Raw genomic sequence first — 23,573 nt, forward strand, 5'->3', positions numbered from 1 at the left:
ATGTATTCATAAATAAAAACGCCATGGGAATCGCAATGAAAAATATAATAACAGGTGCATTATGCACATCTTTATTATTTGTAGCTGCTTGTAATGAAACAAGCACTTCAACAAAAACAGTTAAAGCAGCGCCAACAGAAATAAAAAAAACGGCTTTAGCTTCTGGTATTGAAAAAGCAAATATGGACACAAGTGTCCGTGCACAAGATAACTTTTATCAGCATATTAATGGTAGCTGGCTAAAAAATACTGAAATTCCAGGTGACAAGACTGCAATCGGATCTTTTTATGATTTACGTGATAAAGCAGATAATGATGTAAAAGCTATTATTGAAGAATTAGCAGCAACAAAAGATCTAAAGTTTGGTACTGATGAGCAAAAAGTAGCTGATTTATTCCGTTCTTACATGGATACTGAGGCAAGAAATGCTGCTGGCATTGAACCAGTTAAAGCCATTTTAGATCAAATTACAAATCTAAAAGACAAAAATGCATTGGCAACATTCTTTGGTGAAACACAAAAGATAGGTATTAATAATCCATTAGCATTTTATATTAGTGTTGATGCAAAAGACTCAAGTCGTTATGCAACACATATCTGGCAAAATGGTTTAGGTTTACCGGATAAAGATTATTACTTTAATGAAACCGAACGCTACGCGAAATTACGTGAAGGTTATGTTGATCATATTGAAAAAATGTTTGCGTTAGCTGGGTTAAAAGACGGTGCAGCTGCAGCAAAAGCCATTATGGCGCTTGAAACCAAATTAGCTGATTTTCATTGGACACGTGTTCAAACCCGTGACAGCGAAAAACGCTATAATAAATTTGAAACAGCAAATTTAAATACGATCACAGATAAATTTAACTGGGATCTTTACTTAGAAGCGCAAGGCGTTGCAGCACAAAAAGATATTATTATCAATCAACCTGATTTTGTGAAAGGTTTTGGTGACATATTTGCTGATACCAGTATTGCTGATTGGCAAGCATATTTAACTTTCCATGCATTAAGTGCAGGATCGGGCTATTTAACTGCTGACTTAGATAATGAAAACTTTGACTTCTTTTCTAAGCAATTGAGCGGTCGCAAAGAGCAGCGCCCACAATGGAAACGTGGTGTAAGTGTGGTAAATAGCAATTTAGGTGAAGTGATTGGTAAAGTATATGTTGGGCGTCACTTTACTGCTGAAGCTAAGTCTCGTATGAGCACGTTAGTTGAAAACTTACGTTCTTCTTATGGTGAAAGTATCACTGATTTAGAATGGATGTCTGAAGATACTAAAAAGTCAGCACATGTTAAATTAGCCGCTTTCACACCAAAAATTGGTTACCCAGATAAGTGGGAAGATTATTCAGAGCTTGAAATTAAAGCTGACGATCTTGTTGGCAATATTATGCGCTCAGCAAAATTAGGTCATAAAAAACAATTAGAAAAATTAGGTGGACCTATTCGTAAATGGGAGTGGGGCATGACTCCGCAAACAGTGAATGCTTACTATAACCCTACAGTCAATGAGATCGTATTCCCTGCTGCAATCTTACAACCTCCATTCTTTAATATGGCCGCAGATGATGCAGTTAACTATGGCGGTATTGGTGCGGTAATTGGTCACGAAATGGGTCACGGGTTTGATGATCAAGGCAGTAAATATGATGCAGAGGGTAATTTACGTAACTGGTGGTCTGAGCAAGATTTAGCTGAGTTTGCTAAACGTACTAAGTCTTTAGTTGATCAATATAGTAAGTATCATGTATTTGAAGACTTAACAGTTAATGGTGAATTAACATTAGGTGAGAACATCGGTGATTTATCTGGTGTGACTATCGCATACAAAGCTTATAAAGCATCTTTAAATGGTCAAGAAGCACCGGTAATTGATGGTTTAACGGGCGATCAAAGATTCTTTATGGGTTATGCGCAAATTTGGCGTTCAAAAATTGTAGAAGCGTCAATGCGTAATCGCGTAGCAACTGACCCGCATTCACCAGGTGAGTTTAGAGCGCTTGGTTCACTTTCTAATATGAATGAATTCTATGAAGCATTTGATATCAAGAAAGGCGATGCTATGTATATCGCACCTGAGAAACGCGTGAAAATTTGGTAATAAACCTACCGAGTAGTTTTATTTAAACTACTCTGTGGCAAAAACAATAATGGAAAAGGAAGCGTATGCTTCCTTTTTTACTCGTTAAATGAGATAAATAAAGAGTGTCATTCCCAAAGTGTTTTATCGGGAATCTAACAGATAAAAATCATTTTTTAAGTGATTTAACCATTACGTAAAGATAATAAAGCTTTTAAATCGATAGGTTTACTTTTATCTTCATTATAGAGTTTAAAGCCTTCTTCCTTCTTGTCTATTGCGATAATAGACATACGATCCGCTAACTCATTGCCTTCAACGCCAACGTGACCATTTACATGTAAAATCTGTACTTTACTTTTAATCGCACTGTATAAAGCAAACATTTGTTTAATAAGTTCAAGGTTTTTGATTTCACCAGATGGTTTTTTCCAACCTTTTTTCTGCCAGCCAGCTGCCCATTGTGTAATGCATTGAATTGAATACTTTGAATCACAAAAAATAGCGATGCTTTTACCTTGTTTGCTTTCATGATCGGCTATACGCATTGCGTAATGTAGCGCATTTAATTCAGCTGTATTATTAGTCCCATATGAATTAAATAAACCGTACCAAAGTTCATCTATTTTTTCATCGCGATATACCGCTATGCCGGAGCCTGCTTTACCAGGGTTTGGCTCACAGCCACCATCGGTATATATTTTAGTATTGATATCCATAGCATCAATTTCTTTGGCTGTGTATGTTTTAACGCCATTTGCATTACTACGTTTCTTTGTGCCACTTGCAGTGGTGCCACTGGCACTTTTAGCTGTACTATTACTAGATGAAGAACCTGAAAAAGCCTCTTGAGCTTCATCTAAAGTGGGGAAAGATTTGTATTGTGCACCAGAGAACTTTTCAATTTGTTGCTTACACGTGGCCCAATCATTAAAAATACCGGTTTTTCTACCTTGCCATACTACATAAAATTTCTTTGCCACGAATTTGATACCTTAGGGATATGTTTTACATTAATGTCTTAGGTATTTTGTCTTAAAAAGCGAAGTTGTCAAAGCTGTATTTAGTGTTTTTTAGCATTCTCTATATTTTTAGTGATTTGAGTTACTTGTTGCTCTTTCTTTAAGCTACAAGCGCGCATTTGTTTAATTGTGCCGGCTTTACAATTACTGGCGAGTTCTTTTTGAGCTTCAACTGCTCTTATTATCCAAAAAGGATCTTGAGCACATGCAGTTAATTGAATGCTCAATATAATTAGGCTAAATAACTTAATTGAATTTTTCATTTTACCTTTTCTCCTTTAAGGTTTGTAAGTCTACCGATTCCGATAATAAAGTGACCACTCAGAAGCTCCTTTTAGGCGGGTTTCAAAGCGCTTTGAATTCCCGCTGAGTAATCAATTAATTAACGAGATGGTATAAGTATAAGTAAAAAAGGTGAATAATAGTGTTGGATTTTGTTGGGAATTGTAATTTTTTCCAAAAAAGAATCTTTTAATATCTAACTGTAATATTTCTGTCATAAACCTTTGGTTAAATGCGCTGGTCATAAAAATTTAATCAAATCGTCATAATTGGGGCGGTTGAAAACAGGTGTAGTATGAGTAGTAAAACTGAACAATTGACAGATGTATCTATGAGTAAAAAGATTTTTAATTGGGCTGCAGTTGCATTTTTTGTGTATATGGTGCTTGTTGCCGTAGGGACTGTAAGCAGTGGTTTTAAATTATTCTCTGGTGGTACTGAAGGTGCCAAAGAAATATTTGAATTTGCAACGAACCCTTTTATTGCATTGTTATTAGGTGCGTTAGCGACTGCACTTGTGCAATCATCATCAACAGTTACATCAGTGATTGTTGGCTTAGTTGCAGGTGGTTTACCAATTAGCATTGCAATTCCTATGGTAATGGGTGCAAATATTGGTACAACCATTACGAATACAATTGTAAGCATAGGTCATGTACGTGATAAAGAAGAATTTAAACGTGCTTTTAGTGCTGCAACCGTTCATGATTTCTTTAACTTACTAGCTGTGGCCATCTTCTTACCATTAGAAATTGCATTTGGTTTCTTACAAAATGTCGCTCAGTATTTATCTCACTTCTTTGTAGGTGATACTGATATGTCGATAAAAAGCTTTAACTTTATTAAACCTTTAACAAAACCGACAGTTTCTTTTATTAAAGATACATTAGATTTTATTCCTGGTTCTAACTTAGGTTTAGCTATGGTTGTTGTGGGTATTTTTATTATTCTTGTATCTGTAACGTCACTCGGAAAAGTATTACGTAAAGTAATGGTAGGGCGTGCTAAAACAATTTTGCACAATGCAATCGGTCGTGGTCCAGTTGCAGGTATCACGTCAGGTACTGCGGTAACGATTATGGTGCAATCATCATCAACAACAACGAGCTTGATGATCCCATTAGCGGGTAGCGGTGTATTTACGACAAAACAAATTTACCCATTTACATTAGGTGCTAACATTGGCACAACAATCACAGCATTACTTGCGGCAACATCGATATCAGGCGCTGCAAGTGAAGTGGCACTGACTATCGCTTTGGTTCACTTACTGTTTAATGTATTTGCAGTTGCATTAATTTATGGCTTACCTTTCTTACGTGATTTACCAATTAAAGCAGCTGAAAAACTGGCTGTCGTAGGAACTGAAAATAAGTTATTAGCTTTACTTTATGTGGCAGGTAGCTTCTTTATTATCCCTGGTTTGATGGTGTTTTTAGTTAAATAACGATTAAATACATTAAAAAAGGCGCTGTTATTAATTTAACAGCGCCTTTTTGTTTTATACAAATGGATGAAACTATTTTTGTTCGTACATTAAATAATAGCTTTGTTCCATACCGAGAGCTTTATAAGTATTTTGTGCTGAAGTATTTTCTTTTTCTACATAAAGCCTAAAGCTTGCAGCACCACCTTGCTCGTGTGCTAAATCTTTTACTGCTTGGTATAGTTTAGTATAAATGCCTTGGCGTCTATTTTCAGGGCGAATATAAACACTTTGGATCCAATAATAATCTTTGGCCCTCCAATCACTCCATTCAAAAGTGACCATAAGAGAGCCGACAATGTCATCACCAATTTGTGCAACTAAATACAATCCTTTTTCGGGTGTATTTAGTAACGTTTGTACGCCTAAGGTGAGTTTATTGGTATCTAATGACTGGCCTTCTGTTTCAAGTGCCATAGCTTGATTAAAATTAACTAATGATTGTAAATCACTTATTTGACCTTTTCTTATTTTCATTTAGACCTCGTTTATTTTAAACATAAAAAAAGGGAGCATAGGCTCCCTGTTTTGAATTTAAATTAATGGTTATTTATTTAAATTCAGCGTTGATTGTGCATTTTTACTAAGATCAGTTAATCCTAACTTATCATAGCTTTTAACCATCATTTCAAGTGCTTCATTGGTGTAGCTGCTTTGTGAAAAGTGCTCTACAACATATTTTCCACGGTTAGCAGCAGCTAAATAGGCTTCGCGCTCATAATAATAATCAGCTACTTTAATTTCATAACGTGCCATTTTATTTAATAACCAACCTAAGCGTTTTTTTGCTTCAGGAGTATAGTGACTTTGCGGGAAGCGTTTAACTAAAGTGCTTAAGTCTTTAAATGCTTCTCGGGTCTTTTTTGGATCTCTATCAGCGCGATCCACACCAAAATATTCTTGGAATGCATTTTCATCAGCTTTTATATTTACTAAACCACGCATGTAGTACATATAATCTAGATCTTTATGGTTTGGATTTAAGCGCACAAATCTATCTATATTAGCTAATGATTGAGCTACATTGTTTGATTGATAGTATGCAAAAATTAAATCCATTTGCACTTGTTTTGACATAGGTCCAAATGGATATCTAGAGTCAATAGCACTCAATAATTCAATTGCACGTACATACAAACCAGAGTCTAAGGTCTGTTTTGCATCTAAATATAAAGCTTGTGCAGATTTGTTTGGCACACGTTCAATTTCTTTTTGTTCTGGTTTTGATGAACATGCACTTAGTGTTGAAAGTATCAAAGCGATACTAAAAGCACGTTTTCCCATTGTATTTATCATTTATTTTTTACCTTATTCTTAATAACGTCGGCATAGGCTAGGCCAAATCGTTAAAAACGAGTAAACTATACCAATTAAGCGATTCTACCCCAGTCAGCGGCAGCTTGCACTGGTAAATTTAGGTAAAACTGACAAATGGCAGAGCAAATTTCTTTAACCGCTGAAGTTCCTTTTGAACTTGGTGGCAAACGTCTAGACCAAATATTAGCGCAATTGTTCCCTGATTATTCACGTTCGCGTATAAAAACGTGGATTTTAGATGATATGGTGCAAATAGATGGCGAAACTTTAAACATACCAAGAGAAAAGTTACTTGGTGGTGAAAAAGTAGCTATCGAAGCTCAAATTGAAGAGCAAAGAGAATATGAAGCACAAAACATAGATATTGATGTTGTTTATGAAGATGATGATATTTTAGTTGTAAATAAACCTGTTGGTTTAGTTGTGCATCCAGGTGCTGGTAATCCGAATGGTACTTTATTAAATGCATTGTTATATCGTTACCCTGAAATAAAAAATGTTCCACGAGCAGGTATTGTTCACCGTCTTGATAAAGATACTTCAGGATTAATGGTTGTTGCTAAAACGATTCCGGCACAAACGTATCTTGTTGCAAATTTACAAGCGCGTGTTAATTTTACCCGTGAATATGAAGCAATTTGTCTTGGTACTATGACTGGTGGTGGTATGGTGGATGAGCCAATTGGCCGTCATGCGACAAAACGTACTCATATGGCGGTGGTTTTAGATGGTAAACCTGCTATAACGCATTATAGGGTAGCTGAAAAGTATCGAGCGCATACACGTTTACGTTTACGCCTTGAAACTGGTCGTACACATCAGATTCGTGTGCACATGGCATATTTAGATCATTCATTAGTGGGTGACATTGTTTATAGTGGTCGTCCTCGCCCACCTAAAAAAGCAACACCTGAGCTTTCAGATGTGCTTAAAACCTTTAAACGTCAAGCGCTACATGCCGTTATGTTAACATTAGAACATCCTATTTCAGGTGAAATTATGAGTTGGGAAGCGCCTATTCCTGATGATATGGTTCAGTTAACACTTGCACTGCGTGAAGATACTAAGCAAAACCCTCAAAAAGATTTTTAATTAAAAAATCGTATTGCGTCGTCAATACGATAAGGAGTTGAATTAATGTCATGTATCTCTACAGCTTGGACAACTCCTAAAAATATTAAATCTTTTACAACAACTCGAAAAGGCGGTGTTTCTAAACCGCCTTTTGATAGCTTTAATATTGCATATCATGTTAATGATAATCCAAATGATGTTTCAACTAATCGTGCGTTATTACATGAGCAACTTCCTTGTAGTGCTGTTTGGTTAGAGCAAGTACATAGCAATGAAGTCATTGAAGTTAATTCAAAAACTGATCTAAACATCGTTGAGCAGGCTGACGCGTTATTTACCAAAGAAAAAAACATACCTTTGGCTATTATGACAGCAGATTGTTTGCCTATTTTACTGACAGATGAAAAAGGCAGTCAAATAGCTGCAATCCATGGTGGTTGGCGGGGGCTTGCAGGTGGCATTATAAATAACACTGTGGCATGTTTTGATTGTAACCCCTCAGATATAAAAGCGTGGTTAGGCCCTGCAATTGGTCCTGAAAGATTTGAAGTTGGCCAGGATGTTGTTGATGCATTCTCAAAATTAAATATAAATCATCTATCGGGTTTTAAGCCTCAAAAAAATGGTCAGTTTCTTGCTAATATTTTTGTATTAGCACAACAATTGCTTATTCAATTAGGTATTTCACACATCAACAGTGAGCAGCGATGTACTTATAATGATCCTGAGCTATTTTATTCCTATAGAAGAGAGTACCAAACTGGGCGTATGGCAAGCTTGATCTGGATCGAAAACTAAATAACGCTTATAAATATTTAATTATTTAGTTAATAAAATATTGAAATAAATCAAAATTACTCCTCTTTAACCTTGAACATTCGAACAATAATACCCATAAATAGTGTAGTTACCGCAAATAGATTTTTAGAGGCTAACAATGCGTTTAGACCGACTGACCAGTAAATTACAAGCTGCATTATCAGATGCACAATCTCTTGCATTAGGCCGAGACCATCAATTTTTAGAACCTGTGCATTTAATGTATGCCTTGCTGCAACAAACAGGCTCAAGTATTCGAGCTTTACTTGTGCAAACGGGTGTTAATCCTAATGAAATGAATACTAAATTATCACAAGCGATAGAAAAACTATTTAAAGTTGAAGGCATAGGTGGCGATGTTCAATTATCGTCAAATATGATCAACTTGCTAAATTTGAGTGATAAATATTCGCAAAAAAGAAAAGATAAATTTATTTCTAGTGAAATATTTGTATTAGCTGCATGTGAAGATAAAGGCCCGTTAGGCGAGATTTTTAAATCACTCAAAATAAATGCAAGTAAAGTAGAGAGTGGCATTCAAGCCATAAGAGGCGGGCAGAAGGTTGATGACGCTAATGCAGAAGATAATCGCCAAGCCCTAGAGAAATTTACTGTTGATTTAACTGAACGTGCTGAACAAGGGAAATTAGACCCTGTAATTGGAAGAGATGATGAAATTCGTCGCACATTGCAAGTATTGCAAAGAAGAACAAAAAATAACCCTGTTTTAATTGGTGAACCGGGTGTTGGTAAAACAGCCATTGCTGAAGGTTTAGCCCAAAGGATCATAAATGGTGAAGTCCCTGAAGGTCTAAAAGGTAAACGTGTATTATCTCTCGATTTAGGCGCTTTAGTTGCGGGTGCAAAATATAGAGGTGAATTTGAAGAAAGACTTAAGTCTGTTTTAAATGAATTATCAAAAGAAGAAGGTCAGGTAATTTTATTTATTGATGAAATTCATACTATGGTGGGTGCAGGTAAAAGTGATGGCGCTATGGATGCAGGAAATATGTTAAAACCTGCATTAGCGCGAGGCGAATTGCATTGTGTCGGTGCAACAACATTAGATGAATATCGTAAATATATTGAAAAAGATGCAGCATTAGAACGTCGCTTTCAAAAGGTATTGGTGCAAGAGCCTACAGTTGAAGATACCATCGCCATTTTACGAGGCTTAAAAGAGCGTTATGAGTTACATCACTCAGTAGATATTAGCGATCCAGCGATTGTTGCTGCAGCGACTTTATCTCATAGATATATTTCAGATAGACAACTGCCTGATAAAGCAATTGATCTGATTGATGAAGCGGGTTCTTCAATTCGATTGCAAATAGATTCTAAACCAGAAGAACTAGATAAATTAGAACGTAAAATTATTCAACTTAAACTAGAAGATAATGCACTGGAAAAAGAGCAGGATGATGCTAGCGTAAAACGTCAACAAGATATTAAACATCAAATAATCGCTTTAGACAGACAATATAATGAATTAGATGAAGTTTGGATTGCAGAAAAAGCCTCTTTACAAGGTACGCAAGTCATTAAAGCAGAACTTGAACAGGCTAGGCTTGATTTAGATGTTGCCAGACGTGCCAGTGATCTACAGCGCATGTCGGAATTACAATACGGTAGAATTCCTGAACTAGAAAATAAGCTCGACCTTGCTTCACAAGCAGAAATGCAAGATATGAGTTTATTAAAAAATAAAGTAGGCGAAAGTGAGATTGCAGAAATTTTATCTCGCTGGACTGGGATCCCAATTAATAAAATGCTGCAAGGTGAAAGAGAGAAGTTATTAAAAATGGAAGAGCAGCTCCATGAAAATGTGATTGGTCAAGATGAAGCTGTAGAGGCTATTTCAAATGCAATTAGGCGCTCTAGAGCGGGATTAGCCGATCCAAATCGCCCGATTGGTTCTTTTTTATTTTTAGGGCCATCAGGGGTCGGTAAAACGGAATTAACAAAAACCTTAGCCAATTTTATGTTTGATACCCAAGATGCCATGGTGCGTATAGATATGTCTGAATTTATGGAAAAACATTCAGTGGCACGTTTAGTAGGTGCACCACCAGGTTATGTAGGTTATGAAGAAGGGGGTTATTTAACAGAAGCTGTAAGAAGAAGACCTTATTCAGTTATTTTGTTAGATGAAGTTGAAAAAGCGCACCCTGATGTATTTAATATACTGCTACAAGTGCTAGATGATGGGCGGTTAACTGATGGCCAAGGCCGTACTGTTGATTTTAAAAATACTGTAATCATAATGACATCTAATTTAGGCTCTGAACTAATACAAGAACAAACAGATACTGCAGACTATCAGCAATTAAAGCTGATGTTAATGGATGTATTAGCAAGTCAATTTAGACCCGAGTTTATAAATCGCATAGATGAAACTGTCGTGTTTCACCCGTTAGCTAATGAGCATATAAAACAAATAGCATATATTCAGTTGCAAAACTTACGTGAAAGGTTGGCTGATTTAGATTATCAGCTAATTCTAACCGATGAAGCGATGTCTAAGTTAGCAGAGTCCGGCTTTGATCCTGTTTTTGGTGCAAGGCCACTTAAGCGTGCAATACAGTCATCAATTGAGAACCCACTGGCACAATTGTTATTGGCAGGTGAAAGTAAAAAGGGCACCTTATTTACTATTGATGTAAAAGATGGGTGTTTTATTATCAATAGAGATTAAAGCCTTTTCGCTGTTAAACACCTATATTGCGTTTTTTTATTTAATACAAAAAAGCGCAATACGTTTTTCTGCTTGTTTTTTATATTCCGCTTTATCTTCATTTGACAGTATACGCTCTTTGCCTGAGTCATCAGCAAACTTAACTTTTGCATATTCTGAGAGTACTTTTAAGTTGTCTTGGGCGTTTTTACAATTCGTTTTTGCTTGTTCAGTGAGTTTATCAGACAGGCTTAGGTCTTCTTGGGCATTTTGTGTTGCATCAGTCTCTTTTTTAGGTGGCGGTTTCTTCATTTCAAATGTGGTGTAGTCTGCATTTTTAGGCATGATGTATGAGAAGTGAGCAATACCTTTGCTATCAACCCATTTATATACTGTAATTGTTTGACTATAAGCTTTTATAGAAAATACGCTTATTAATATAAACATCACTGTGATTACTTTGCTCATTTGCCTTTTCTCAAAAATAAATCCCTTCCTAGTTATTATTAGAATTAATTTATATTTTAGCAACAAATTTAAAAATTATATGATTACTAAATATTTCAGATTCAAAATAGTAATTTTTTGATACAATTAAAAACATTAAATTTGCTTTGTTTAGTAATATATTAACGCGGCGCTATTGAGTATTACTTTCATGCCCCCATAAAAACAAGAAGCAAGTACAAAGCCATTTAGGTTTGAGGATTTATTTTTGAAAAAACAGCTATTAAAATCGACTTTAGCAGCGCTTTCCCTTGAAGAAAACAGCAAAAGTATCTTGGGGATCACTCGAGGTATAGAGCGTGAGACTTTAAGGATCAGCAAAGAAGGTCGTTTATCTTCAAATGCTCACCCAAAAAGTATTGGCAGTGCTTTAACACATAAATATATTACCACTGACTTTTCTGAAGCATTATTAGAGTTTATAACCCCTGCGACAGATAATGCAGAGCGTACTTTAAATCAATTAAGAGATATTCAAAAGTTTACACAGGCAAGACTTGATAATGAAGTCTTATGGCCAATGAGCATGCCTTGCTTTATTAAAAATCAAGATGAAATTGCTTTAGCAGATTATGGCAGCTCTAATATCGGTAAAATGAAAACCTTATATAGAGAAGGTTTGAAAAACCGTTATGGCAGCATGATGCAAGCTATCGCAGGTGTGCATTTTAATATTTCATTCCCAAAGTCATTTTGGCTTAGCTTACAAAAAATAAAAGATGATAGCGCAAAGTCACAAGATTTCATTTCTGATGGATATTTAGGTCTAATACGTAATTTTAAACGTGACTTGTGGCTGTTAAGTTATTTATTTGGTGCCTCACCGGCATTATGTTCTTCTTTCTTAGAAGGTAAAGAAAGTAAGCTTCCTTTTGAAAAACTAGGTAAGGGCAGTTTATATTTACCTTTCGGCACAGCACTACGCTTAGGTGATTTAGGTTATACCAATAGTGAGCAATCTGCGCTTAAAGTAACTTACAATAATTTAGATGAATACATAAAAGGCTTAAAAAAAGCAATCTCAACTGATTCAGAGCTATACCGTAACATAGGCACAAATGAAGATGGCTCATTAAAACAGTTAAATAGTAATGTTTTACAGATTGAAAATGAATTTTACTCGCCAATTCGTCCTAAGCGTAATGCCGATTCAGGTGAAACGCCGATAGATGCATTAAATCGTGGTGGTATAGAATATATTGAAGTACGTGCACTTGATGTTAATCCGTTCAGTGATACAGGGATTAGCCTACAGCAAATTTACTTTTTAGATGTATTTTTATTATATTGCTTGTTAAATGATGCGCCTCAGATGAATTGTAGCGAACAAAATATCAGTCAAAACAATTTAGACAAAGTGGTAAATCAAGGACGTGATCCTAATTTAACTTTAACTAAAGGTAATGAAGAAGTCTCTATCAAAACTTGGGGTAAAGATATTTTTGATCAGCTTGCACTTGTTGCTAAGTGGCTTGATGATGCCCACGAAACATCTCATTATCAACAAGCAATTTCTGAATTAAGTCAGTCTATTGAAGATCCAAGCAAAACACTTTCAGGTCAATATATAAATGAGCTTAAAGCGTCAGGTAAAGACAACGGTTGTTTTGCACTTGATTTAGCAAATCAATACCATGAGAAGCTAAGGTCACATCAATATGTTGAGTTTAGTGAGTCTGACTTAAACTCAGAAAGTCAAAATTCTTTTGTTAAACAGCAAGAAATAGAACACAATGATAAAATGACATTTGATGAATTCTTAAAAGATTATTTTAAAGATTAATCTTGAACCCAATTCTGCTTAACGAGTGGAATTGGTAATAGAATATTTTGGCAAAAAAAACGCAGCGACAACAGCTGCGTTAAATATTCTTCAGGGATGAAACAATGTTCATAAAGTCAGACCAAGCTCTTTTTAATTAGTTCAAAAAAAATTGAATAAAATGAAAAAAAAATTAACTTTACCCATCTTATTAGTTTCAAGCGCAGCCATATTAACAGGTTGCGCTTCTGCGCCTCCTGAAAATCCAAATAATATTTGTGATATTTTTACTGAAAAACGCGATTGGTATTTTGCGTCTAAAGACGCTCAAGATAAATGGGGTGCACCAAAACATGTTTTAATGAGCATGATGTATCAAGAAAGCTCATTTAGACATGATGCTCAGCCTCCAATGGAGTATTTTTTAGGTTTTATTCCTACCGGACGTGCAAGCTCTGCATATGGTTTCTCACAAGCTAAAACTATGACTTGGGATGACTATATCAAAAAAACAGGCAACTCCGGCGCAGATAGAGATGATTTTGATGATGCAATAGATTTTATGGGTTGGTTTGTTTATCAAACTCATCGTATTAATGGCGTTTCTAAATGGGATGCATATGCGCAATATCTTAATTATCATGAAGGCTGGGGTGGGTACCGTAGAGGCACCTATAAAAAGAAAAAATGGTTAATGCCAGTTGCAAATAAGGTAAAACATCGCGCGAGTAAATATGGTGCGCAATTGAAAAAGTGCGAAGATGAATTAGGTAGAGGCTGGTTTAGCCGTTTCTTTTTTGGTTAAAGAATTAATAATTATAAAAAAGCCGAATAGTGATATTCGGCTTTTTAGTGTTTATTTGCTGAAATGTTAGATTTTATGTTCAGGTAATACTTTTGCAAGTTTTACTGTGTTTTCTTTTACTTCTATAATTTCAATCGGATAACCCGCTAAACGTATGCTGACATTCGCTTCTGGAATTTCTTCTAGATACTCAACAATTAATCCGCTTAATGTTTTTGGACCGTCAGTAGGGAAGCTCCAGTTCATCTCTTTGTTTAAATCACGAATATTTGCACTGCCATCTATGATGAAAGTACCATCCTTTTGCGAATGAATTTCTTCACTAGGAGTACGGGTCATAGTTGTTGTGAAATCGCCAACCACTTCTTCTAAGATATCTTCTAGGGTAACTAAGCCTTGTATATCACCGTATTCATCAACAACTAAACCTATGCGCTCTTTACTTTGTTGAAACTTAAATAGTTGTGTATTAAGAGATGTTCCCTCAGGTACGTAATAAATATCTCTTACTGCACGTAATAATGAATCTTTTGTAAATTGCTCTTTTGTTAATAGCCTTAATGCGTCTCTAGAATGAATAAAACCAACAACATCATCTATTTGATCTCTATAAAGTAATACACGAGTATGCTGTGCATGAGATAACTGTTTTAAAATCGTTTTAAAATCATCATTGATATCAATTCCCACAATTTCATTTCGTGGGATCATAATATCTTCTACTTTTACTTGCTCTAAATCTAAAATAGAAACAAGCATATTTTGATGTCTTTCAGGCAGCATAGCACCTGATTCATTCACAACTGTTTTTAGCTCTTCTTTACTTAAGCTATGTTGTTCTATTTTATCAGCACTGATCCCAAACAATTTAAGTAGGCCATTTGTGATCCAATTAACCACAATCACAACTGGGAACAATATTTTTAATAATATGTTTAAAATCCAAGAGCTTGGAAATGCAACTTTTTCTGGGTGTAATGCTGCTAAAGTTTTAGGTGTTACTTCAGAAAAAATTAATATCACAAAAGTCAAAGCAAAAGTAGCGATAGCGATACCAACATCGCCAAATAAGCGCATACCTATAATGGTTGCAACTGCTGATGCAGCAATATTAACTAAGTTATTACCTATAAGAATTAAACCTATTAATCTATCAGGTCTTTCAAGAAGTTTACTAACACGCTTAGCACCTTTATGGTTTTGTTTTTCTAAGTGGCGTAGGCGGTAGCGATTAAGTGACATTAATCCAGTTTCAGAGCCAGAAAAATAGCCTGAAATAAGTATAAGCACTGCTAATGTGATAAATAGCGTACTTGTAGATATGGCGTCCAACTAGGGATCCTTTTATTTAATATAGAATAGGTATTAAGTCTTAGCTCGTAACTATAGTCAAGCTAAAATTGATATAATAAAACTTCTTTCACAAATCGGCTGCCAAAATAGGCCATAGTTAACATAAAAGCAGCAAACATTGTTGTTATAATACTGCTTTTACCACGCCATCCTCGATATTTATGTCCCCATGCAACAGCAACAAAACAACACCAGGCTAAAATAGAGAGTATGGTCTTATGAATAAAGTCATTGCTGAACATATTCTCAAGAAATATAAACCCAGTAGCGAGTGCAACAGTGAGTAATAAAGTGCCAACAGTGACAAGCTGATAAAGTTGTCTTTCAACAACCATTAATGGTGGAAGATGACTATATGCAATTGATAAGTCTTTTTGTTTTAATCTTTTGTTTATAAAGTAAAATTGTATAGCGTAAAGCGTAGCAATAATCAGGATACAGTATGCTAAGAAAGACAGGGAGATATGCGTGACTAAAGCGATATCGATATTAATCGATTTTAAAATAATATGATGTGGCAGAAATAAGCTAATAATTAATAATATTGCAGCAAAGCCATATACAACAGGTAATAATAAGGTTGCTGGATAGCGTAATGATACAGTTGTAATAGAAACAACAATTATCCAACAGATCAACAAAGAAATATTCACTAGGCTTAAATCTTGGCCGCTTTCAGTAAATACTAAATTAACCAATAAAGCCATATGAGATAAAATAGCCACTGTACTTAAAAGTAAAGTGAGTTTTTTATTTGGTCCATCTTTATGAAATAGGCGCGCAACAACATGACTACTTGCTAAGGCGTAGAAAAAAAATGCAATAAAGGTAAGGCTATTCACAAGCATATTAATACCGTAGGGCAAAGCCCTATATTCAATAATATTATGTTCTTATTGTATTTTAACCGTGATGAATTTAATAGAGGTTAAATCAATATAAATGAATTTGCTTGCTCAAGATTTGATACTTATCAAAGGATATTGATAGATATTTAAAATCAACGCTGTTTTATACGGTGTTATCTGGGGTATAATCGAAAATAATTTAGAATTTTGAACGGACGATTTTTAATGTTTGAAAACTTACAGGAACGATTAGGCAAAACCTTAAACAATATAAGAGGCCGTGGTCGTCTAACTGAAGATAATATAAAAGAGACTTTGCGTGAAGTGCGCATGGCGTTGTTAGAGGCTGATGTTGCTTTACCTGTTGTTCGCGAGTTTGTTAAAACAGTAAAAGAACGTGCCGTTGGTACAGAAGTAACTAAAAGTTTAACCCCTGGACAGATTTTTGTAAAAATTGTTCAAGATGAGCTTGAAAAAGCCATGGGTGAAGCGAATGAAGAATTAAACCTTAATGCCCAACCACCAGCAGTGGTTATGATGGCAGGTCTTCAAGGTGCTGGTAAAACAACCAGTGTTGCTAAGCTTTCTAAGTTTTTAATTGAAAGAAAAAAGAAATCTGTTTTGGTTGTCAGTGCTGATGTATATCGTCCAGCAGCAATAAAACAATTAGAAACTTTAGCTCAAGAAGTTTCTGCGGAATTTTTTCCGAGTGATATTTCACAAAAGCCTGTTGATATTGTTAATGACGCAATTGCTTACGCAAAACGTAAATTTATTGAAGTTGTTATTGTAGATACTGCGGGTCGTCTTCATGTTGATGAAGATATGATGGATGAAATTAAAGCCTTACATAATGCTGTAAATCCAGTTGAAACATTATTTGTTGTTGATGCTATGACAGGTCAAGATGCTGCCAATACAGCTAAAGCATTTGGTGATGCATTGCCATTAACCGGCGTGATCTTGACAAAAACTGATGGTGATGCCCGTGGTGGTGCTGCTTTATCAATTCGTCATATCACAGGTAAGCCAATTAAATTTATCGGTGCGGGTGAAAAAGTTGATGCGTTAGAACCTTTCCATCCAGATAGAATCGCTTCTCGTATTTTGGGCATGGGTGATGTACTTTCATTAATCGAACAAGTCGAGATGAAAGTAGATAAAGACCAAGCTGCAAAAGTTGCTAATAAAGTACTCAAAGGTGATGGATTTACTTTAGAAGATTTTGCTGAGCAGCTTAGACAGATGAAAAACATGGGCGGTATGATGTCTATGATGGATAAATTGCCGGGTATGGCTAATTTGCCTGATGCGGCTAAAAGTCAAATGGGTGATAAAACATTTAACCAAATGGAAGCGATTATTAACTCTATGACAGTTAAAGAGCGCATTCGTCCTGAAATCATTAAAGGTTCACGTAAAAAACGTATAGCGGCTGGTTCTGGTACTACGGTACAAGAGATAAATAAGCTATTAAAACAGTTTACACAAATGCAAAAAATGATGAAAAAGATGAAAGGCAAAGGCGGCATGATGAAAATGATGCGCGGCATGAAAAATATGATGCCACCAGGTATGGGTGGTGGTATGGGCGGCATTGGCGGTCCAAAATTTTAAATTATAAAAGTTATTTAATATAATTTTTATATCTCGTAATGGCGTATAGGTTATGCTTATACGCCATATATAACTTCAACTAAGCCTTGTAAACCCGTTATATATTTTCCACGATTCAATCGATAAACCTCAAAAATATCTTGCATTTTTTCACCAGATACGTACAATTCGCGAGCTTCATCTGAACTTGTCACTTTATTTATAAAGCGATAAGTGAGAATAGGAAGTATGTTAGAAAGTAATCAAAACATTAAATATAGGTAGAAAACGATATGGTAACTATTCGTTTACAACGTGGCGGTGCTAAGAAGCGTCCATTTTATCAAGTAGTAGTAGCGGACAGCCGTTGTGCTCGTGACGGTCGTTTCATCGAGAAAGTAGGTTTCTTTAACCCACTAGCTCGTGGTCAAGAAGAAAAAATCCGTTTAGATCTTGCTCGTGTTGATCACTGGGTAGGTCAAGGCGCATCTTTATCTGATCGCGTTAAAAGAATTGTAAAAGACGCTCGTAAAGCGGCTTAATAGGTGTAAGTGAAACCATGAGTCAAGATTCTATTGTTGTAGGTAAGCTTGGTGCCCCTCACGGCATAAAAGGATGGCTTAAGGTACATTCATTTACTGATGATCCCGAAGGGATCTTTGATTTCAGCCCCTGGCTGATTAATCAACAAGGTAAAGTGGAGACCTTTGAAGTTGCCGACTGGCGTCGAAGCGGAAAGGGCTTTATAGCCAAATTTGCGAATATTAATGACAGAGATGAAGCGATGGCTTATACCCATGGTGAAATCACAGTTACTGAGTCGCAAATACCAGAATTACCGCAAGGTGAATTCTATTGGCGTGACCTTATCGGCATGTCTGTTGTAACTAATAAAGGTTACAGCTTAGGCAAAGTCGATGACTTGATGGAAACAGGTTCTAATGATGTGCTAGTTGTTAAAGCTAACAACAATGACGGATTTGGAAAGTCTGAGCGTTTATTACCATTTTTAACTGATTCAGTTATTTTAAATGTTAATGCTGAGGCAAAAGAAATTACTGTAGATTGGGATCCAAGCTTTTAATGAGTACTGAGTCTAAACTGTGGGTGGGGGTGATAAGTCTTTTCCCTGAAATTTTTGATTCAATCACTAAGCTTGGTGTTACTGGTCGAGCGGTTAAAAATGGCATTATTAGCTTTAATAGCTGGAATCCACGCGATTATGCTTTTGATAAGCATAGAACCGTAGATGATCGTCCCTATGGTGGCGGACCAGGTATGTTAATGATGGTAGAACCGCTCAAAAAAGCGATCACTGATGCAAAAGCTGCAGCTGGTGATGGTGCAAAAGTAATTTATCTGTCTCCTCAAGGGCGTAAACTAGATCAACAAGGTGCTGCCGAATTGGCAAAACACGAAAAGTTGATTTTAGTTGCTGGTCGCTATGAAGGTATAGATGAACGTATTATAGAATCCTATATAGACGAAGAATGGTCTGTAGGTGATTTTATTTTAAGTGGTGGTGAATTACCTGCCATGACACTAATTGATGCAGTAGCGAGATTAGTGCCTGGCGTGTTAGGTCACAGCCAATCGGCGGAGCAAGATTCATTTTCGGATGGATTGTTGGATTGCCCACACTATACTCGACCTGAAATTTTGGATGGTAAGCAAGTTCCAGCTGTTTTGCGCAGCGGGGATCACCAAAAAATCGCTAAATGGCGCTTAAAGCAGTCATTAGGTAGAACTTGGTTAAGACGTCCAGACTTGTTGAATAAACTAGCTCTGACTGTGGAGCAAACTCAATTATTAGCTGAATTTCAGCAAGAAAATAGTGAGTTAGCGGCAAATGACAGTTAATACTAGAAAAGAGAAAATAATGTCAAAAGTTAATCAAAATATTATCCTAGCGCTTGAAGAAGAGCAGCTTAAAAAAGATCTTCCTGCATTTGGTCCTGGTGACACAGTTGTAGTTAAAGTTCGTGTTAAAGAAGGTGAGAAAGAGCGTCTACAGGCTTTCGAAGGCGTAGTAATCGCTGTTCGTAACCGTGGTCTTCACTCAGCATTTACTGTTCGTAAAATCTCGAACGGTGAAGGCGTTGAGCGTGTTTTCCAAACTCACTCTCTACAAGTAAATAGCATTGAAGTTAAACGTCGCGGTGCAGTTCGTCGTGCGAAACTTTACTACTTACGTGAGCGTTCTGGTAAATCTGCACGTATCAAAGAGAAACTTCCTGCTAAAAGAAAGTAGATCTTTATACGTACTAGTATTTAGTTCAGATAAAAAAGGTCGATATCTTATGATATCGACCTTTTTTGTTGGCAAAATTTTAAATAATTATAAAGTATGTTTATTATAAAACTCAGTAAATGCTTCAGGGTTGATCGGTTTACTAAAATAATACCCTTGTATCTCATCGCAACCTATATCAGATAAAAAGTCTTGATGCTGCTTATATTCAACGCCTTCAGCAATCAGTGACATATTAAGGTTTTTACCTAAACTTACGATAGTTTGAACGATATCCCTATCTTCTTTAGAATTATGAGATTCTAAAATAAAGGATTGATCGATTTTTAATTTATCGACAGGGAATTGTTTTAAATATGACAAAGATGAATATCCAGTACCAAAATCATCAATAGACAGATGTACGCCTAGTTGTTTTAGTTCTAAAAGCATGGCTATGGTATCTGACTCTTGATGCATTAAGACACCTTCTGTGATCTCAAGTTCCAGATTACATGGCGGAAGCTTACTTTGTATTAAAACTTCTTTTACTAAATTAACAAAATTAGGTTGGCTAAATTGTCGTGGAGATATATTAACCGCAATAATTATGTCTATCCCCTGATCTAACCATTGTTTAGCTTGAAAGCATGCCGTGTTTAAAATCCAGTTTCCTAATGGGATAATCAAACCTGATTGTTCTGCTAATGGAATAAATTCAGCTGGAGAGACTTGTTGGCCTTCAAGTGTCCATCGGCAAAGTGTCTCTGCACCTGTAATTGTATTACTGTATAAATGGAGCTGAGGTTGATAATGTAAATAAAGAGCATTATTTTGAATGTCAGACTTGAGTGCATCGATTAAAGTTGCTTGTCTATTGAGTTTATCCCCTAATTGGGAAGAATAAAAAACGAGACTTGAATGTTCAATTGATATTGCTTGCTCCAAAGCCGCACGACCGTATTTTAGAAGTTCATCAGAATTACTGCCATGACTGGGGTAGTCGACAACACCAAAGTCTAATTCAATTGATAGTTCGCCACATTGGGTCATAAAAGGGTTTTCAACAGATAATTCTATCGCGTTATATAAATTTTGGATTTCACTTTGATCATTTGGGTTATCTATAATGCAAACAAAAGATCGCTCATTAAGTTGAAATAGATGGGTTTGATGTGAGATGTTGAAATCAGATAAGCAATTTTTCAAATTTTGAGTGACTGTAATTTGTAATTCTTTTGCTGCATCTAGCCCATGGGAAGTCATAAATGCATTGAATTGTCTTATCTCTAATAACATCATGGAAAATGGTCTTGAAGTATTTTGGCATATCTGAGTATTCAAATGTTTTATAAGCTGATTTAAATTATATAAACCAGTGATAGAATCATGAAATGCTTGATAATATAACTCATCTTGCGCAATTTTTTGCTCTGTGATATCAACGATATGCACATCAACCTGGTTAACATCATCTAACCGGTGAAACTCACATAATAAAGTCTTTGATTTTAATTGATGCTCAATCTTTATAACTTGTTTAGTTTGTTTTTTTAAATGTTGAATGACTTCATGCAGATTTTTTGGTAGCAGGGCATTTAACTCGTTATTGCTGCTTGGTATAGAAGTTAATAGATCTTTAGCTGCAGGGTTCGCATATATAATTTCTTTATATTCGTTTATAGATAGAATTGGATTAGGGTTTCGCATAGGGAAAAGTGCTAAACGTGCGCTTTTTTGGCTATGATCTAGATAGCCCTTAACGTATCTTCCTACAACTAATGTGATCACAAATAATATAAAACTAAATGCAATTACGGTCCAAGATGTTTTATTTATTTCATCAAGGGTGTGTTGATAACTCATATCCACCCTTAGATTTAATTCATTTAAGAGTTCATCTAAATGCGGTAATGCGGCTTCTCTTATTAATGTTATCTCAGCTAATTGATCTCTTGCTAATTGCCACTGTGTTTGTTCTGAAGATAAATTTTTAGTTAACGCTTGAGCTATCGTTTTTATACGATTAATTTTCGAAATTAATGAGCTTTTAATCTGCGGGCTATTAAGTTTTATTGTTAACTTAATAAGCTGAGAGTCTAACTCTCTGACTTTTTCGTTATGCAGTCGAATATAGATATTATTTTCATCCTTTGCATAATATTCATATAACAACCTTTCTTGCTCAGATAATAATGCAACAACATTTTTTATTTGAGAAAGCGTAGGGATTTCATTATCAACTAAATTGAGTGTCGACTTTTGAACTTTCGAAAGAGAAAAGTAGACTAAAGCAGATAAGCAAAGGCCTAAAAACATGATGGTTAAGTAAAAAATGATAGATTTAAATTTAGAGTCGCTAATAACCACATATTATCCTTAGTATATATATTGTAATTCTTGATATTGAGTATTCGATATAAAGCAGTTAACTACAAGCATTAGAATGAAAAGAATCGCTTTTGCTTGGCATAAAATATGATAGTATCTTCTGTATATAAATATGTACTAGTGTAACTTTAGGTTTACGGGGTTTGGTTTTGGAACAGAAATTAGCAGCGCTTCGCTCACAAATAGATGCATGTGACACAGAGTTAGTCGCCATTTTGGCGAAAAGAAATAAAATTACAGCACAAGTAGGTCAAATAAAAAGAGATTCAGGAAAACCTGTTTATATTCCAGAACGTGAAATTGAATTATTAGCGGCGCGTAGGGCACAAGCACAAGCACAAGGTGTATCTGGTGACTTAGTTGAAGATATTTTACGTCGTATGATGAGAGAGTCATACCAAAATCAACAATCTGAGCTGGCCTGTGTTTCTCCTGAGTTATCTCCCGCCGTGATCATAGGTGGTAAAGGTGTAATGGGGCAGTTATTTGCTAAACAATTGAGACGCTCTGGTATTGAAGTCAGGATTTTAGATAAAGAACAAAATGACTCGCAAGATGAAGTTTTGTCAGGAGCAAAATTAGTATTAGTCTCCGTGCCAATCAATAAAGTAGAGGCAATTATCGAAAACTTGCCAAAACTAGATGATGATTGTTTATTGGTAGATATTACAAGTGTCAAAGAAAAACCGGTAACAGCTATGTTGAACAGTCATAAAGGCCCTGTTTTGGGTTTACATCCGATGTTTGGTCCTGATATTGCGCATTGGGTTAAGCAAACTATTGTAGTGTGTCGTGGCAGAGGTGATTTAAAAGCTGATATGTTGCTCGCTCAGCTTAAAATTTGGGGTACGCAACTTGTTGAGATGGATACTAAAAAGCATGATGAAGCGATGCAAATCGTGCAAGTAATGCGCCATTTAACAACATTTGTTTATGGCCAATTTTTAGCAAAACAGACTCATAGTTTACGTGAAATCAAGAGTTGTTCATCGCCAATATACCAATTAGAGTTAATGATGGTAGGTCGATTGTTTGCACAATCACCGGGTTTGTATTCAGATATTATGTTGGCACAATTTGATAATGTAGAATCACTGCTTGAAGATTATCAAGATATATACGAACAAACCTTAATTAAATTAAAAAATGGTGATAAAGCAGGGTTAATCGAAGGGTTTAGTGATGCGAAAAGCTACTTCTCGGATTCAGCTGAGTCTTTTTTAAAGCAGAGTCGTGCTTTGTTAAACAAGGCAAATGACTCTAAGGTGTTAGATTAATAAATCTCCTTCACATCTTTATTAAGGCCACTTCGAGGAGCTT

The 23,573-nt window shown here is 35.7% G+C and carries 22 protein-coding genes; 13 read left to right on the top strand and 9 right to left on the bottom strand.

The genetic code is table 11. From position 1 onward, the window contains the following. The first annotated feature begins 35 nt into the window (after positions 1 to 35). Complete coding sequence (locus tag KO527_RS08350) at positions 36 to 2,108, top strand: M13-type metalloendopeptidase (RefSeq protein WP_216039863.1); 2,073 nt, start codon at positions 36 to 38, stop codon at positions 2,106 to 2,108. A 164-nt stretch (positions 2,109 to 2,272) separates the two neighbouring features. Here KO527_RS08350 and KO527_RS08355 read toward each other — a convergent pair whose 3' ends face one another. Beyond that, positions 2,273 to 3,070, bottom strand: coding sequence for a ribonuclease H family protein (locus KO527_RS08355; RefSeq protein WP_216039864.1), 798 nt, complete (start codon positions 3,068 to 3,070; stop codon positions 2,273 to 2,275). 80 nt (positions 3,071 to 3,150) lie between these two features. Beyond that, positions 3,151 to 3,372, bottom strand: coding sequence for a hypothetical protein (locus KO527_RS08360; protein ID WP_216039865.1), 222 nt, complete (start codon positions 3,370 to 3,372; stop codon positions 3,151 to 3,153). 314 nt (positions 3,373 to 3,686) lie between these two features. On the opposite strand from KO527_RS08360, the gene KO527_RS08365 reads away from it, so the two are divergent. Further along, entirely contained in the window at positions 3,687 to 4,838 is a 1,152-nt protein-coding gene (locus tag KO527_RS08365; RefSeq protein ID WP_216039866.1) for a Na/Pi symporter, read from the top strand. Positions 4,839 to 4,910: 72 nt separating this feature from the next. On the opposite strand, the gene KO527_RS08370 is transcribed toward KO527_RS08365, so the two are convergent. Then, positions 4,911 to 5,354, bottom strand: coding sequence for an N-acetyltransferase (locus tag KO527_RS08370; protein WP_216039867.1), 444 nt, complete (start codon positions 5,352 to 5,354; stop codon positions 4,911 to 4,913). A 69-nt stretch (positions 5,355 to 5,423) separates the two neighbouring features. Continuing rightward, positions 5,424 to 6,173, bottom strand: a complete 750-nt coding sequence (locus KO527_RS08375) for an outer membrane protein assembly factor BamD (protein WP_216039868.1) — start codon at positions 6,171 to 6,173, stop codon at positions 5,424 to 5,426. A gap of 135 nt (positions 6,174 to 6,308) precedes the next feature. Between KO527_RS08375 and rluD the strand changes: the two genes are divergently transcribed. The 3 genes from rluD to clpB all read left to right on the top strand — a co-directional run bounded on the left by rluD (position 6,309) and on the right by clpB (position 10,782). Then, a complete protein-coding gene (rluD, locus tag KO527_RS08380) occupies positions 6,309 to 7,286 on the top strand; it encodes a 23S rRNA pseudouridine(1911/1915/1917) synthase RluD (RefSeq protein ID WP_216039869.1) in 978 nt (325 codons plus the stop codon). A 45-nt stretch (positions 7,287 to 7,331) separates the two neighbouring features. Continuing rightward, positions 7,332 to 8,066 carry a peptidoglycan editing factor PgeF gene (gene pgeF, locus KO527_RS08385; protein WP_216039870.1) on the top strand — a complete coding sequence of 245 codons (735 nt, stop codon included), beginning with the start codon at positions 7,332 to 7,334 and terminating at the stop codon, positions 8,064 to 8,066. Between the two features lie 139 nt (positions 8,067 to 8,205). Further along, complete coding sequence (gene clpB, locus KO527_RS08390) at positions 8,206 to 10,782, top strand: ATP-dependent chaperone ClpB (RefSeq protein ID WP_216039871.1); 2,577 nt, start codon at positions 8,206 to 8,208, stop codon at positions 10,780 to 10,782. Positions 10,783 to 10,818: 36 nt separating this feature from the next. Here the strand turns inward: clpB and KO527_RS08395 are convergent, their stop codons facing one another. Further along, on the bottom strand, positions 10,819 to 11,229 hold the full coding sequence (locus KO527_RS08395) for a DUF4124 domain-containing protein (protein WP_216039872.1): 411 nt from the start codon (positions 11,227 to 11,229) through the stop codon (positions 10,819 to 10,821). Between the two features lie 247 nt (positions 11,230 to 11,476). Here KO527_RS08395 and gshA point away from each other — a divergent pair, with 247 nt between their 5' ends. Together gshA and KO527_RS08405 are read left to right on the top strand one after the other, a co-directional pair. After that, on the top strand, positions 11,477 to 13,051 hold the full coding sequence (gene gshA, locus KO527_RS08400; protein ID WP_216039873.1) for a glutamate--cysteine ligase: 1,575 nt from the start codon (positions 11,477 to 11,479) through the stop codon (positions 13,049 to 13,051). Positions 13,052 to 13,211: 160 nt separating this feature from the next. Further along, entirely contained in the window at positions 13,212 to 13,835 is a 624-nt protein-coding gene (locus KO527_RS08405; RefSeq protein WP_216039874.1) for a transglycosylase SLT domain-containing protein, read from the top strand. 66 nt (positions 13,836 to 13,901) lie between these two features. Here the strand turns inward: KO527_RS08405 and KO527_RS08410 are convergent, their stop codons facing one another. Next, complete coding sequence (locus KO527_RS08410; protein WP_216039875.1) at positions 13,902 to 15,167, bottom strand: CNNM domain-containing protein; 1,266 nt, start codon at positions 15,165 to 15,167, stop codon at positions 13,902 to 13,904. A gap of 62 nt (positions 15,168 to 15,229) precedes the next feature. Continuing rightward, positions 15,230 to 16,036, bottom strand: coding sequence for a cytochrome c biogenesis protein CcsA (gene ccsA / locus KO527_RS08415; RefSeq protein WP_216039876.1), 807 nt, complete (start codon positions 16,034 to 16,036; stop codon positions 15,230 to 15,232). A 225-nt stretch (positions 16,037 to 16,261) separates the two neighbouring features. On the opposite strand from ccsA, the gene ffh reads away from it, so the two are divergent. Further along, positions 16,262 to 17,653: a signal recognition particle protein gene (gene ffh / locus KO527_RS08420; protein ID WP_216039877.1), complete on the top strand. Its 1,392-nt coding sequence runs from the start codon at positions 16,262 to 16,264 to the stop codon at positions 17,651 to 17,653. A gap of 56 nt (positions 17,654 to 17,709) precedes the next feature. Here ffh and KO527_RS08425 read toward each other — a convergent pair whose 3' ends face one another. Further along, complete coding sequence (locus tag KO527_RS08425; protein ID WP_216039878.1) at positions 17,710 to 17,847, bottom strand: hypothetical protein; 138 nt, start codon at positions 17,845 to 17,847, stop codon at positions 17,710 to 17,712. A gap of 78 nt (positions 17,848 to 17,925) precedes the next feature. On the opposite strand from KO527_RS08425, the gene rpsP reads away from it, so the two are divergent. Genes rpsP through rplS form a run of 4 tightly spaced genes read left to right on the top strand, consistent with a single transcriptional unit; the run spans position 17,926 to position 19,883 of the window. Then, a complete protein-coding gene (rpsP, locus tag KO527_RS08430; protein WP_042142202.1) occupies positions 17,926 to 18,174 on the top strand; it encodes a 30S ribosomal protein S16 in 249 nt (82 codons plus the stop codon). 17 nt (positions 18,175 to 18,191) lie between these two features. Beyond that, positions 18,192 to 18,716 (top strand): ribosome maturation factor RimM, encoded by a 525-nt coding sequence (gene rimM, locus KO527_RS08435; protein WP_216039879.1) that lies wholly within the window; start codon positions 18,192 to 18,194, stop codon positions 18,714 to 18,716. Beyond that, complete coding sequence (trmD, locus tag KO527_RS08440; protein WP_216039880.1) at positions 18,716 to 19,492, top strand: tRNA (guanosine(37)-N1)-methyltransferase TrmD; 777 nt, start codon at positions 18,716 to 18,718, stop codon at positions 19,490 to 19,492. Before rimM ends, trmD begins: the two co-directional genes overlap by 1 nt. Before the next feature lie 19 nt (positions 19,493 to 19,511). Then, positions 19,512 to 19,883 carry a 50S ribosomal protein L19 gene (gene rplS, locus KO527_RS08445; RefSeq protein WP_042142198.1) on the top strand — a complete coding sequence of 124 codons (372 nt, stop codon included), beginning with the start codon at positions 19,512 to 19,514 and terminating at the stop codon, positions 19,881 to 19,883. Between the two features lie 87 nt (positions 19,884 to 19,970). Here the strand turns inward: rplS and KO527_RS08450 are convergent, their stop codons facing one another. After that, the gene (locus KO527_RS08450) at positions 19,971 to 22,232 is read right to left on the bottom strand and encodes a GGDEF domain-containing phosphodiesterase (RefSeq protein ID WP_216039881.1); all 2,262 of its coding nucleotides are present in this window, start codon (positions 22,230 to 22,232) and stop codon (positions 19,971 to 19,973) included. Between the two features lie 164 nt (positions 22,233 to 22,396). On the opposite strand from KO527_RS08450, the gene tyrA reads away from it, so the two are divergent. Continuing rightward, entirely contained in the window at positions 22,397 to 23,530 is a 1,134-nt protein-coding gene (gene tyrA / locus KO527_RS08455; protein ID WP_216039882.1) for a bifunctional chorismate mutase/prephenate dehydrogenase, read from the top strand. Positions 23,531 to 23,573 lie beyond the last annotated feature (43 nt).

Source organism: Pseudoalteromonas sp. C2R02 (genome assembly GCF_018860845.1).
Lineage (GTDB): Bacteria > Pseudomonadota > Gammaproteobacteria > Enterobacterales > Alteromonadaceae > Pseudoalteromonas.

Bases quoted from the DNA above. Each gene is read 5' to 3' on its own strand.
- KO527_RS08350 (WP_216039863.1), top strand. From the start codon at position 36: ATGAAAAATATAATAACAGGTGCATTATGCACATCTTTATTATTTGTA.
- KO527_RS08360 (WP_216039865.1), bottom strand. From the start codon at position 3,372: ATGAAAAATTCAATTAAGTTATTTAGCCTAATTATATTGAGCATTCAA.
- KO527_RS08365 (WP_216039866.1), top strand. From the start codon at position 3,687: ATGAGTAGTAAAACTGAACAATTGACAGATGTATCTATGAGTAAAAAG.
- KO527_RS08370 (WP_216039867.1), bottom strand. From the start codon at position 5,354: ATGAAAATAAGAAAAGGTCAAATAAGTGATTTACAATCATTAGTTAAT.
- KO527_RS08375 (WP_216039868.1), bottom strand. From the start codon at position 6,173: ATGATAAATACAATGGGAAAACGTGCTTTTAGTATCGCTTTGATACTT.
- rluD (WP_216039869.1), top strand. From the start codon at position 6,309: ATGGCAGAGCAAATTTCTTTAACCGCTGAAGTTCCTTTTGAACTTGGT.
- pgeF (WP_216039870.1), top strand. From the start codon at position 7,332: ATGTCATGTATCTCTACAGCTTGGACAACTCCTAAAAATATTAAATCT.
- clpB (WP_216039871.1), top strand. From the start codon at position 8,206: ATGCGTTTAGACCGACTGACCAGTAAATTACAAGCTGCATTATCAGAT.
- KO527_RS08395 (WP_216039872.1), bottom strand. From the start codon at position 11,229: ATGAGCAAAGTAATCACAGTGATGTTTATATTAATAAGCGTATTTTCT.
- KO527_RS08405 (WP_216039874.1), top strand. From the start codon at position 13,212: ATGAAAAAAAAATTAACTTTACCCATCTTATTAGTTTCAAGCGCAGCC.
- ccsA (WP_216039876.1), bottom strand. From the start codon at position 16,036: ATGCTTGTGAATAGCCTTACCTTTATTGCATTTTTTTTCTACGCCTTA.
- ffh (WP_216039877.1), top strand. From the start codon at position 16,262: ATGTTTGAAAACTTACAGGAACGATTAGGCAAAACCTTAAACAATATA.
- rpsP (WP_042142202.1), top strand. From the start codon at position 17,926: ATGGTAACTATTCGTTTACAACGTGGCGGTGCTAAGAAGCGTCCATTT.
- rimM (WP_216039879.1), top strand. From the start codon at position 18,192: ATGAGTCAAGATTCTATTGTTGTAGGTAAGCTTGGTGCCCCTCACGGC.
- trmD (WP_216039880.1), top strand. From the start codon at position 18,716: ATGAGTACTGAGTCTAAACTGTGGGTGGGGGTGATAAGTCTTTTCCCT.
- rplS (WP_042142198.1), top strand. From the start codon at position 19,512: ATGTCAAAAGTTAATCAAAATATTATCCTAGCGCTTGAAGAAGAGCAG.